The organism is Rosenbergiella epipactidis, assembly GCF_018494055.1.
In the GTDB taxonomy this organism is placed as follows: domain Bacteria; phylum Pseudomonadota; class Gammaproteobacteria; order Enterobacterales; family Enterobacteriaceae; genus Rosenbergiella; species Rosenbergiella epipactidis.
In genome coordinates, this window is record NZ_JABBFQ010000001.1 from 142470 (window position 1) to 154597 (window position 12128).

Genomic DNA, 12128 nt, shown 5'->3' on the forward strand with positions numbered 1-12128 from the left:
AATCAGTCTAGCGGCAAAGCGGTACAAGAAGTGTGCGTGTTTTGTACTGAATCGGCTTTAGTTACATAAATCGTGCGAGGATAGGATGGATAATTTCGATTGGAGAATTATTTCGGCGTTGCAGCTTGATGGACGTCTCACCAACCAAGAAGTGGGCGAAAAAGTGGGGTTGTCTGCCTCGCAGTGTTCACGTCGCAGAACCGCACTGGAAGAGGCCGGGATTATTCAGGGCTATTCGGCTAGGGTAAATGGGCAAGCGATTGGCCTACAGGTATTAGCCTATGTACACATCAATTTACCTAGCCACGACCCTAAATCGATGCGGCATTTTCAACATATTATCGACGGAGAGGCAGCCATTCAGGAAGTCCATATGGTCAGCGGTGAAGCCGACTATTTATTGAAGATTATTGCCGCTAATTTAGAGCAGCTAGCCGATTTTATTTCTCACACCTTATTAGCTAGCGAGGTTATTAGCCATGTTAAATCTTTCGTGGTATTAAAAAAACTGAAGCAGATAAGCCAACTTCCGACACGGCCGGTCTAAGGAGCGTTCGGATCGGCGCGCGAGTGTTCACATTGTTGACGTAACTGCTCATGCTCATATGGCGGAAGAGGAGCGGTCATCATCTGTTGGTACGCGACGCAGGCGGCAGTAGACCGTGGCGGTGGTGGGGGAGCGGTTGAACAGCCGGTTAACAGTAGACCGACAAATAAGTAGGTGTAGTGGCGCACGATTAATATTTCCTTTCAAAAAGAGTAAACATTTTAGCAACATTCTGTGACCGGTAACACACTGTTTATCATGACATAACATTACCATGTGTTTACATAACTATAACTTATTGGGATGTAAACATGTCTGATACACCGCTTCGACAACGTAAAGCGAAACATTTTACCTGGTTTGTCGGCGGGATCGCCGCGTTATCTGGACTGTTGTTTGGACTGGATATTGGCGTTATCGCCGGTGCATTGCCCTTTTTAGCGCAAGACCTTTCAATAACCAGTCACCAGCAAGAGTGGGTCGTGAGTGCTATGATGTTTGGTGCCGCGATAGGGGCCTTAACCGCAGGCTGGATGTCTTACCGCCTTGGCCGCAAAAAAAGCATTCTAGCTGGGGCAATCTTATTTATTATTGGCTCATTATGGTCTGCGTTTTCCCCTGATGTCACCAGTCTGGTCTGCGCACGGGTGCTGCTTGGCTTGGCAGTCGGATTTGCCTCTTACACTGCCCCACTTTATATCGCAGAAATCGCGCCTGAGCGCTATCGTGGCTCGATGATTTCGATGTATCAAATGATGTTAACGACCGGTATTGTGGTGGCCTTTCTCTCTGATGCCGCGTTAAGCTATAGCGGCAACTGGCGGCTAATGTTGGGTGTTATCGCACTTCCTGCGTTGGTATTGTTTATCGGCGTGATCTTTCTTCCCAATAGTCCACGCTGGCTAGCCGCGACCGGTCGTTATCACGATGCGCAGAAGGTCCTTGAGCGCTTACGCAGTACCGATACCCAAGCCAAAAAAGAGCTGGATGAGATACGCGAAAGCTTAAAGGTTAAGCAGAGCGGATGGTCATTATTCCGTACTAATGCTAATTTCCGCCGTTCAGTGGGCTTAGGCGTGTTATTGCAAGTGATGCAACAATTTACCGGAATGAATGTGGTGATGTATTACGCGCCCAAGATTTTCGCCATCGCCGGATTTGCCAGTACTTCACAGCAGATGTGGGGCACAGTAGTGGTCGGTTTAACCAATATGTTGGCCACCCTGATTGCGGTAGGTTTGGTTGATCGCTGGGGACGAAAACCGATGCTACTAACCAGTTTCTTGGTCATGGCGGTGGGGATGGGCGTGCTAGGCCTGTTTATTCATAACGGTATCCATTCGATAGCGATTCAATACACGGCCATCGTAATGTTACTGCTGTTTATTATTGGTTTCGCCATGGCGGCAGGCCCAGTGATCTGGTTACTGTGCTCAGAGGTTCAGCCACTGAAAGGGCGTGATTTCGGCATCACTTTATCCACTACCACTAACTGGGTCGCCAATATGATCGTTGGGGCAACGTTTCTGACCTTGCTGGAGAGTTTTGGCAATGCCAATACCTTCTGGTTGTATGGCGGATTAAATCTGCTCTTTATTGTGATTACGTTATGGCTAGTACCGGAAACGAAAAATGTTTCGTTAGAGCATATTGAACGCAACTTAATGCAGGGTAAGGCCTTGCGAGATATCGGGAAGTAATCAAGCCCTGAGGGTGATGGGCGTCACCCTCAGGCGTTAATTTATTCGGCAACCAGCCACATGTCGGCCTCGTCGAACATCTCCTCTAACATCCGGTTAAGCTTTTCTCGATCGCTCTTACTGGCATCACTATTTAAGCTATTCCTTTGCATCGGTTTAACCCGGACTTCAGCATCAGGAAATAGTCGTCTTACTCGCTGGGTTAATTCTTGCAGAATAATCTCTGCAGCGTTATCGAGCCCGGCAACATTTCTTTTATCATACACCAATTCTACGTACATAACCCACCCAATAACTGTATAGATAAACAGTATAGTGCCTAGTGGTTAAGTGATTGTCAAGTAGGGCTTTTATGCCTTAAGGTAGGGGTATTTGAAATCGTTGGCACTCGAGTTCAAGATAATCCACTATGCTTTAATCAGGCGAAGAACCGAAAGACAAACTCTATGGAGAGTGTTATGAAAGCGATTGTTTACCAAGACCACCAATTACCTATTACTGATCCCCATGCCCTTTATGAAATCGAGACGGATAAACCGAGCCCAGACGCGCGCGATTTATTAGTGAAGATTGCGGCGATTTCTGTGAACCCCATCGATACGAAAATACGGCGCACGGCCAATACAGCAGAACCGCGTATCCTCGGATGGGATGCCGTGGGGGAAGTGGTGGCAGTGGGCGAGGAGGTCAGCTTATTCGCCGCCGGGGATAAGGTGTACTATGCAGGTTCGTTAATTCGTCCAGGGACTAATGCGGAATACCACTTAGTGGATGAGCGTATCGTCGCTAAAAAGCCTAATCAATGCAGTGATGCGGAAGCCGCGGCGCTACCTCTGACGGCCTTAACCGCGTGGGAACTGTTATTCGACCGATTAGCGGTGGAGACTGAAAAGCCTAAAACCTTATTGATTATTGGTGCGGCAGGGGGAGTGGGCTCACTCTTAACCCAGCTGGCCAGTAAACTGACTCAATTACGCGTTATCGCCACTGCCTCACGCCCGGAAACCTCGCAGTGGGTTAAGGCTTTAGGCGCTGATGAGGTGATTGATCATACAACATCGTTGGTTGAGGGCTGTGCACAGCTAGGCATCAAGCAAGTGGATTATGTGGCGAGCCTGACCCATACCGACAGCCACTACAAAGAAATTATCGAGTTGTTAGTCCCTCAGGGAAAATTAGGCTTAATCGATGACCCAAAAACCCTCGATGCACTGCCACTGAAACGTAAAGCAATCTCTCTGCATTGGGAACTGATGTTTACACGTTCGCTTTTTGAAACCGAGGATATGATCCGCCAACACGAGATTCTGACGCGTGTGGCTAGCCTGATCGATCAAGGAGTATTAAAAACGACCTTGGCAGAACATTATGGTGTCATCAATGCGGATAATTTACGTAAGGCGCATGCGATGCTAGAAAGCCATAAGGCGAAGGGTAAAATTGTACTGTCTGGTTTTTCATCGACGTGAGGTGAAGGGAGTATAAAACTCCCTTCATGCAAGCGAGAGACTAACGCAGTTGGGCGATTTCTTGCTCGGTTAACGCAATGACTTGGCGCTGACCGCTTTGCGAAGCCGCAACGGCTGCCTCCATCACGGCCATGACCGCCAGTGCCTCAATCCCAGAAACCGGATTCGGGGCCCCTTGGCGTAACGCATCAGCGATACCGTGATAGTAGCGACTTTGATCGCCGGCGGGTGTTGCAAGCGAATGTGCCTTGCCTTCTGGGCAGTAATAGACCACTGGATCGTCATCCTGACCCCAAATAGCGTCTCCCGGTCGGACGCCTGCGGCCAGTTGGGCTTCTTGCTGATCAATCCCTGTTTTGACTAAACTGCCTTCGGTACCATGGGCGACAAAGCGTAAGCTACCGCCTGCGGCAAGCATTGAGCAATGTAAAATGACCCGATGCTGAGGGTAGTTCATTATTACGTGTGCCCAGTCATCAATCTGCGCGCCTTCACGTAATAAGCAGATATTGCCTTCAACTGAGTCGGGTAATCCAAATAGCTGTAGCGTTTGGTCGATCAAATGTGGGCCGATATCGAACCATAAGCCGCTGCCCGGTTGGGCTTTCTCACGCCAGCGATCACGGACTTGTGGGCGAAAACGGTCCATATGAGACTCAAACTGAGCGATATTACCGATTTTACCAGCTTGCAACTGGGTCTTGATCGCCAAGAAGTCACTGTCCCAACGGCGATTATGGAAGACGGAGAGTAAGCGTTGTTGTTGGCCAGCGATCTCGATAAGTTCACGTGCTTCGGCGAGATCGAGGGTGAAAGGCTTATCTACAACAACATGCTTATTAGCCAGCAAAGCGAGTTTGGCGAGGGGGGCATGGGTGGCATTCGGGCTGGCAATCACCACAAGATCGACTTCAGGATGAGTGATAGCGGTTTCGGGATCGGCAATAACCTCGACAGCCGGATAATCGCGATGTACTTTTTCACTGTCGCTGGAAGCGATAATGATCAGCTCTAACCCTTCAATGGCGCTTATTAAGGGTGCATGGAAGGTTTTACCGACAAACCCGTAACCGATGAGTGCCACCTTGATGCGTGGGGTAGTTTGTTGAGGAGCCTGACTCATTTTGCGTCCTTTTTGTAGGGTAAATGTTAGATTATCTTAACTAATTTAACACGTTAGCCGTGCAAGTGGCGAACAAGCAGTGCATTAAGCGACTTGATTTCGTTTTTTAGGCCGATTATGGTGTAAAGATCTTATTCCTAAGCGAGTGTGCCTTTCGTGCAGACCCTATCACCTTATACCGCAAGAAAACGTTATTTAACCTCTCTACTGTTACTGAGCAGCCTTGGTTTTTCCTGCCAATCGGCGATTGCTGATACCTTGACGGTCACCTATGCCGGGTCGATGGGCGTGGTGATGGATAACGGCTTGGGACCAGACTTTGCCAAAAAAAATCATGTTGATTATCAGGGGCAAGGGCAGGGGGCATATGGAATGGCAGGCTTGTTAGCGTCAAAAAAAGTGGTTGCAGATGTCTTTGTGTCAATCATGCCTGGACCGATCGAGGTATTGAAACAAGCGGGATTGGTCGATCAAGCACAACCCGTCGCCAGTACACGTATGGTGATCGCTTATAATCCAAAGAGCCGTTTTGCACAGCAGTTTGCTCAGTCAGGCGATAAAAATAAGACGCCTTGGTGGAAAATCCTGTCTGAGCCTGGCTTACGTTTTGGCCGCACGGACCCTACCAGCGATCCACAAGGCCAAAACATTATCTTTACCCTAAAACTGGCAGAACGTTATTATCAGCAACCGGGATTAGCCAGCACTATCATGGGTGATTTGATTAACCCGCAACAGATTGCGGCGGAGGGCGGCCTGTTAGCGCGTTTAGAGGCGGGACAAGTCGATGCAGCCTCGGGCTATGAAAGCGCAACCCGCTCGGCGAAACTGCCTTATGTGGTACTGCCCGACCAAATTAACCTAAGCAATCCAGATTACAGCCAGCAATGGTACGACAAGGTTAGCTTTACCTTGGCCGATCATACTGGTCAGCCTAAAACGTATCATCCTCAGCCCCTGGTCTTCTACGCTGCGGTGCTGAACAATGCGCCCCATCCTGAGTTGGCGCAACAGTTCGTCCGTTACCTCACCAGTGCCCCAGCCCAACAGATTTTCAAGGATAATGGCTATGATCAGCCGAAAGGGAAAGCCCTGTATCAGCAGTAACCTTGTGCGTTGTTGCTGATGTTACTGCGTGGTTTACTGTTTCCAGCACTGTGCCTGCTCGCCGTGCCGTTTATCACCTTGCTGGTGGTCACGCCATGGCAGCATTTTACATTGGCTTATGGCGATGTACGCGCCGTCTGGACCTCATTGAGTCTCAGTCTAGTCAGCCTGCCTCTGATCGTGTTACTCGGTACGCCTGTTGCGCTATGGTTAGCGAAAACTCGGTCATCATGGCGGGTTGCGATCGAAATTGGACTCCTTATTCCCCTGTTAACCCCCCCTCTAGCAATGGGGATTTTACTGGTAGCGGCCTACGGTCCTTATGGCACGATAGGGGAGATGATTGCGCGACTGGGCGTTAACCTGACTAACACTCCGGCAGCTTTTGTTCTCGCCCAACTCTACGCAGCATTGCCTTTTTACGTACTGATGGCGCGAAGTACGTTCGAGGCGGTTCCCTCGGCGGTCAGCGAAGTGGCTGAGACACTTGGAGCAAGTCGTTGGCAGATCTTCTGCCGGTTGACACTGCCACTGGCTAGGCGTGGCTTACTCAATAGTCTTTCTTTAGCCTGGGCCAGAGCATTGGGTGAATTTGGGATTGTGATGATCTTCTGCTATTTCCCGCAGGGGATACCGGTCAAACTGTATGTAAACCTACAAAATGGCGGAGTTGATGCGGTCTATGCCCTATTGTGGATACTGTTGTTAACCAGTCTACCGTTTCCATTATGGTGTTTCTTTCGTTCACGCAAACCACAAATCTAGCCCGCCAACAAAAGGCGGGTGACGGGTTAATACATCGAAGGCTCGCCGGGTGGGCGGGTTTTAAAGCGGCGATGTAACCACATATACTGCTCTGGGGCCATCATGACACACTGCTCGACCAATTTATTGAGCGCGGTGGCAGTATTAATATCAGAGTCCAGTGGGATATCTTCCGCAGCAGGCAAGATTACCATCTCGTAACCTTTATTACCTGGTAATCGGCGTGCTAGAAAAGGAATGACGGCTGGTTGGCTCATGCGGATCAGCATATAACTTCCTTTCGTCGATGCCGCCTGCTCAACAGCAAAAAACGGCGCAAACACGCTGCTTTTCGGGCCATAATCATGGTCTGGGGCATACCATAAAATATCCCCTTTTTTCAGGGCCCGTAGCATACCCTTTACATCACGACGATTAATCATATCTTTATTGGAACGCATACGACCGTAGGTCTGTAGCCAATCAATCACCGGATTATTATTCGGCCGATAGACGCCGATCCCGGGGTTATAGATCCCAAAAATACGGGCACCAAGTTCCAACGTCAGAAAGTGGACACCCAATAATAGGACGCCTTTACCTTCTTGCTGCGCTTTCGAAATATGTTCCAGCCCCGTGACGGAGAAGTGCTTTTTTACTCGCGCATCTGACCAAAACCATGCCATGCCGGTTTCAAATAACGCCATCCCCACTGACTCAAAGTTCTCTTTAAGCAGTTTCTCCCTTTCTTGCTCCGACTTCTCGGGAAAACAGAGGTGCAAGTTTCGTGCAGCGACATAGACGCGATCGGTCATTACTTTCATCGCCAATCGTCCGACTAACGGACCTAAGGTGTTCAAGAACTTATAGGGTAACTGCACGACTAAATAAAGCGCGCCAATGCCACACCATAATAGAAAATAGCGTGGATGCAGTAATTGACGTGTAAACTTAGGCAAAATGGTCATTATAAGCCCTAATCATCTAAATAAATTTTAACAATATGGCGAGCATTATATCGTAATCGGAGTAAAAATGCTGGCTTAGCTTTGTAAAAGCCCTACACATCATAGAGATGACTACGGATTGTAATTTTCTTAAGTCAGCCCTTAAGCCCTATCAATTTGCTACACTTAACCTATAGCATAATGATGAGACGCTCTATGGCCCGTGAACATGACACTGAACTTTATCGTTACCCGCAACAACTTCGCGACACCTTAGCGCACCTTCCTGCGACGCCCGGCGTCTACTTTTTCTGGGCGGCGAACAGCCACGTGCCTTTGTATATTGGTAAAAGTGTCAATATTCGTTCTCGTGTACTATCACATTTACGTACGGTCAGAGAGGCGAAATTATTGCGGCAAACGGATAGAATTACCTTCTCCGAGACCGCAGGAGATATCGGTGCACAGCTGCTCGAGGCCACCCTTATCAAGCAACTTATCCCGCTTCACAATAAGCAGTTACGCAAACAACGCTCGCTTTTTAGCTTGCAATGGCTTGAGCCGCGTATCGCATTTGTCAGTTCCAGCGAACAGAACTTTGCCCGCACCCCGAATCTTTACGGCCTCTTTCGTAATAAGCGATCGGCGATGGAATTTATCAGGAATCTAGCCGACGAGCATCAGCTTTGCCTTGCCACCTTAGGAATTGAGACCACACAGCGAGGCCGGGGATGTTTTCGGTCGATGTTGGGAAAATGCCGAGGAGTGTGCCAAGGGAAGGAAACTGTTGAGGAGCATAGTCGCCGTGTTATCCAAGCCCTTTCTACTTGGCAGATAAAAATGTGGCCTTATAAAGGGAGAGTGGCTATCCACGAGCAGCGGGAAGGGTTTAATGATTACCATATCATCGATCACTGGCGTTATATTAATACAGTGAACACTTTAGCGAGTTTGCCGCGGGAACAGCACGAAAATAGCTTCGATGGGGATAGCTACCGCATTCTCTGCCGAGCGCTATTCAGTGGGGTTGAAGTCATTCCTTTAGACGAATAAAAAAAAGGTAAAGATGTCATCCACTTTACCTTTTTCTCATCAGACGGGTGGGTCAAGTCATGATAGCGAAGTGCATATCTTCAATCAGTAACGCACCCTGACGTAAGATAGTACGCTTGCCAACATATTGCTCACGGATTTGCGGCCATTTAGGCAATTCGGTGCACTCTTTTTGCCATACACCACGGTAGTCAGGATTAATCGATTCAAATTCGTTTCGTGTTAAGGTAAACATTCGTCTTCTCCTCGGATTGTTCTACACCAGACTTAACGGTCCCCGTAGGGAATTGGAATTAGGATTTTTTTATCACATCACTGCTAATTCCTAGTTCCATATAACAACTATAGTGTGACAATCAGATGACGGCTGTGTTTTTTACAAAAATTGAAATTTCTTTTTCTTAACTGAATGTGCGGAAGGATAAAGCGGGAAAAATCGAGTAGACCGTCAGGGTCTACTCGCGGCGCTGAGCGCTAACGTAGAAACTTATAATGGACGACGGCGTCTAAAGATTCTGATACCGCCACTTTTCACCGTGACCAGAATGATACCAATCACTACTAAGTTAGCTCCCCAAACAAATGTATTTTGAATGGTTTCGTGCAGAAGTAAGGCACCTAAAATGACACCAAACAGTGGGGTCATGAAAGTCAGCACACCGAGTTGCGAAGCAACATATTTCTTCAGTAAAGCAAACCACGCCAAAAAGCTGATAAAACAGATCACCACAGATTGAAAAGTCAGGGCGGTGATATTTTTTAACGTGGGTTCAAACAGCGTATTACCACTTAACCAGCTCGCGAGTAAGAGAATAATAAACGAGACAATCAATTGATAAAGTAGGATAGGGCGCGATCCCATCTGATTAACACGAGTACTGCGAATAACCACCGTCGTCGCGCCCCACATTAAGCCAGAAAGTAATGCAAAGAAGTCACCCTTAAGCATGGTGCTATCACCGAACCCACCGGAAAACGAGACGCAGATTCCAATGAAGGAGAAGACAATCCCCACCCACTGTAACCCAGAGAGACGTTCATCCTTAATAGCAAAATTTAACCCTACTGCAGCAAAAATGGGCGAGGTATAAAGAAAGACGACCACGTGACCTGCTGTTGTGTATTTGACGGCTTCTGAAACGAAGAAATATTCGAGCGAGAACAGTAGGCCGACCAAACCGCCCATTAACCACATACCATTGGCCATAGGGAAACGTTGGCGTTGTACCGTCATTAATACTCCTAGCATTAATGCGGCGATACCTGAACGAAAGGCCAGTAATAGAAGAGGAGAGAAGTTACCGGCAATTTCTTTCAATATGACTTGTTGTGAACTCCAAACAAGACAAATCAATAGCATTGCGATAACCGCAGTACCATCAAGTTGTTTTCTAACGTCCATAATGCTCCTGTTTAGTGTCAGAATAATAAGTGGGCGCGGACTATATCATAGAACTTATCAATGGTTCGCGTGCAGAAAGCGATTATCCGCCGATAAAAAAAAAGCCCGCAAAGTGCGGGCAAGATAACTAGAGCAATGTGAGTAAGTTAGGCGAATACTTGATTAATTCACTCAAGTATTTCGTCACCTAAAAATAGCCCCACATCGCACGTTTTGCAACAGTATTTCGGAGCGTAGACGTAAAAAAAGCACCCGAAGGTGCTTTCTATGCGATCAGGGCAGATTATTTTCTGCCTAGCAGGTAACCAAAGGCAACACCGACTGCCGCGGCAACGGCTAAGCCTGCGTAAGGCTTGTCAGAAACTTGTTGCTTGATAGTGTCAGCCGCATCTTTCACTGCATAGCTCGCTTGTGAAGCATATTTGCGGGCTGCGCCACGAGCAGAGTGATCACCTTGATCAGTGACATCACCGTAGGCTTCTTCCGCTGCACCTGCATACTCTTCAACTTTATCTTGGATTTTACTAACCATTGAAATGCTCCTTGGTAGGCTGATGTAATGTTAATGATTAAACTATAGCAAAGAAAAAAAATTATGTAGCGCTTACAGAGTTTTCCTAACCGGATAGCACTTTAAGGCGCTGGTGCAGAAACAGGGCAGGTCCAAGTGACCATTGCATCCTGCCCCGCATCAATAATTCTAAAGCGATCGGTCGAAAGACGTTGCGCCAAAAAACCTTCAGAGGTGGTAGCACTAGGAACATAAAGAGAACGGTTAACACTATGAAGGTAACCACTCTGCACAGTCGTTCCATTGTCAGTGACGGTGAACCGCTGAATTTCGTCGAAAACCCAAGCTTGAGAGCGACCCGTCACTTGTCCACTTAGCGTCGAGATTTCACCCGGACAGAGTCGCCCATAAGGTTTATGACTGCAAGCTGACAGTAAAAGGAACAGGGGGACTACATAAATCATTCCTCGCATCATAACTCCCTTTATTGCGTCACAGCGGGTTCGACTAATTAAGGTTGTAAATAAGGATAGCTGCTCAACAGCAATTGTCGTTGCTTTTGTTGCGCAATTAACGTGGCTTGTGCCCCGATCGGCAAGGTCACGGTATCGGCATTATGACCAAAGTCGAGATGATTAATAAAAGGAATACCGGTTTTTTGTTCAAGATACTCCCAGACTGTGTCCAGCTGGTAACCATTATCGTAATCGCTAGGTTCTCCATGGGTAAAGCTACCGGTGATAACCGCCTGTTGTTGCGCCAAAATACCCGCATGATGCAGTTGCAGTAACATTCGTTCGACACGAAAAGGGCTTTCGTTGATATCTTCGATAACCAGGATCCCTTGATTGATTTTCGGTAACCAAGGCGAACCGATAAGAGAACAGATCATCGCTAAATTTCCGCCCCAGAGTTGCCCTTGCCAGCGTCCAGTGTATTCACGACTATCCTGCCAATCGAGGCGATATTCTGGCTGGGAGAGTAACCCCCAGAAATGCGTATCAGTGAAATGTGATAGCGTCTGCGCACCGAAATTCCCGGCAAGCATCGGTCCGCTGAAGGTGACCAATTCAGATTTAGCCAGAAGTGCAAGCTGTAAGGCGGTAAAATCACTGTGACCGCAGAGTAATGGCGGCTGATGGCTAAACCGTTCACGTATACCGCTATAGTCGATATCCGCCAGCAGCCGACTTGCGCCATATCCCCCCCGTACGGCCAGAACGATGTCCGGGAGGTCGGTCAGTGAGGCTAATTCGTTGATATCGCTCAGCCGCTCAGCATCTGTCCCCGCAAAGCGCTGCGAACGACGACGGATGACGGAGGTATTCTCGACTCGATGAGTGCGGCTGAGTCGTTCAACGGCAAGCTCAGCAGCCGGTTGATTCTGACAATACCCCGAAGGCGCTATCAAACGTATAGTGCGAGATGTCGACATAAATGTACTCAGTTATGGGCAAAAATTTATGATGAGTCAGGCAACCTTTGATGGCAAGAACTCTGTAAAAAAATTGATGATGGGGAATCA

The 12128-nt window shown here is 48.0% G+C and carries 15 protein-coding genes; 6 read left to right on the forward strand and 9 right to left on the reverse strand.

Annotated elements, in window-relative coordinates; translation table 11 throughout:
• The first annotated feature begins 85 nt into the window (after positions 1 to 85).
• A complete protein-coding gene (locus HGT71_RS00685) occupies positions 86 to 547 on the forward strand; it encodes an Lrp/AsnC family transcriptional regulator (RefSeq protein ID WP_214216096.1) in 462 nt (153 codons plus the stop codon).
• Here HGT71_RS00685 and HGT71_RS00690 read toward each other — a convergent pair.
• A complete protein-coding gene (locus HGT71_RS00690) occupies positions 544 to 735 on the reverse strand; it encodes a hypothetical protein (protein WP_244986388.1) in 192 nt (63 codons plus the stop codon). The genes HGT71_RS00685 and HGT71_RS00690 overlap by 4 nt on opposite strands.
• A gap of 123 nt (positions 736 to 858) precedes the next feature.
• Between HGT71_RS00690 and HGT71_RS00695 the strand changes: the two genes are divergently transcribed.
• Positions 859 to 2247 (forward strand): sugar porter family MFS transporter, encoded by a 1389-nt coding sequence (locus tag HGT71_RS00695; protein WP_214216097.1) that lies wholly within the window; start codon positions 859 to 861, stop codon positions 2245 to 2247.
• A 41-nt stretch (positions 2248 to 2288) separates the two neighbouring features.
• Here HGT71_RS00695 and HGT71_RS00700 read toward each other — a convergent pair whose 3' ends face one another.
• Positions 2289 to 2528, reverse strand: a complete 240-nt coding sequence (locus tag HGT71_RS00700) for a DinI-like family protein (protein ID WP_214216098.1) — start codon at positions 2526 to 2528, stop codon at positions 2289 to 2291.
• A gap of 177 nt (positions 2529 to 2705) precedes the next feature.
• On the opposite strand from HGT71_RS00700, the gene HGT71_RS00705 reads away from it, so the two are divergent.
• Positions 2706 to 3716, forward strand: coding sequence for a zinc-binding alcohol dehydrogenase family protein (locus HGT71_RS00705; RefSeq protein WP_214216099.1), 1011 nt, complete (start codon positions 2706 to 2708; stop codon positions 3714 to 3716).
• Between the two features lie 40 nt (positions 3717 to 3756).
• On the opposite strand, the gene HGT71_RS00710 is transcribed toward HGT71_RS00705, so the two are convergent.
• The gene (locus HGT71_RS00710) at positions 3757 to 4839 is read right to left on the reverse strand and encodes an oxidoreductase (RefSeq protein WP_214216100.1); all 1083 of its coding nucleotides are present in this window, start codon (positions 4837 to 4839) and stop codon (positions 3757 to 3759) included.
• A gap of 156 nt (positions 4840 to 4995) precedes the next feature.
• On the opposite strand from HGT71_RS00710, the gene HGT71_RS00715 reads away from it, so the two are divergent.
• Positions 4996 to 5946, forward strand: coding sequence for an extracellular solute-binding protein (locus tag HGT71_RS00715; RefSeq protein WP_214216101.1), 951 nt, complete (start codon positions 4996 to 4998; stop codon positions 5944 to 5946).
• A gap of 18 nt (positions 5947 to 5964) precedes the next feature.
• Positions 5965 to 6711 (forward strand): molybdate ABC transporter permease subunit, encoded by a 747-nt coding sequence (locus HGT71_RS00720; protein WP_214216102.1) that lies wholly within the window; start codon positions 5965 to 5967, stop codon positions 6709 to 6711.
• 26 nt (positions 6712 to 6737) lie between these two features.
• On the opposite strand, the gene HGT71_RS00725 is transcribed toward HGT71_RS00720, so the two are convergent.
• Positions 6738 to 7658, reverse strand: coding sequence for a Kdo(2)-lipid IV(A) acyltransferase (locus HGT71_RS00725; protein ID WP_214216103.1), 921 nt, complete (start codon positions 7656 to 7658; stop codon positions 6738 to 6740).
• A 195-nt stretch (positions 7659 to 7853) separates the two neighbouring features.
• On the opposite strand from HGT71_RS00725, the gene HGT71_RS00730 reads away from it, so the two are divergent.
• A complete protein-coding gene (locus HGT71_RS00730; protein WP_241595883.1) occupies positions 7854 to 8690 on the forward strand; it encodes an endonuclease in 837 nt (278 codons plus the stop codon).
• Between the two features lie 52 nt (positions 8691 to 8742).
• Here HGT71_RS00730 and HGT71_RS00735 read toward each other — a convergent pair whose 3' ends face one another.
• The 5 genes from HGT71_RS00735 to ldcA form a co-directional block, all read right to left on the reverse strand.
• Positions 8743 to 8925, reverse strand: a complete 183-nt coding sequence (locus tag HGT71_RS00735; RefSeq protein ID WP_099822707.1) for a hypothetical protein — start codon at positions 8923 to 8925, stop codon at positions 8743 to 8745.
• A 252-nt stretch (positions 8926 to 9177) separates the two neighbouring features.
• Positions 9178 to 10092: a DMT family transporter gene (locus tag HGT71_RS00740; protein WP_099822708.1), complete on the reverse strand. Its 915-nt coding sequence runs from the start codon at positions 10090 to 10092 to the stop codon at positions 9178 to 9180.
• Between the two features lie 283 nt (positions 10093 to 10375).
• On the reverse strand, positions 10376 to 10624 hold the full coding sequence (locus tag HGT71_RS00745) for a glycine zipper domain-containing protein (RefSeq protein ID WP_048913611.1): 249 nt from the start codon (positions 10622 to 10624) through the stop codon (positions 10376 to 10378).
• Positions 10625 to 10725: 101 nt separating this feature from the next.
• The gene (locus HGT71_RS00750; protein WP_244986346.1) at positions 10726 to 11076 is read right to left on the reverse strand and encodes a hypothetical protein; all 351 of its coding nucleotides are present in this window, start codon (positions 11074 to 11076) and stop codon (positions 10726 to 10728) included.
• 38 nt (positions 11077 to 11114) lie between these two features.
• A complete protein-coding gene (ldcA, locus tag HGT71_RS00755) occupies positions 11115 to 12038 on the reverse strand; it encodes a muramoyltetrapeptide carboxypeptidase (protein ID WP_214216106.1) in 924 nt (307 codons plus the stop codon).
• Positions 12039 to 12128: the final 90 nt, after the last annotated feature.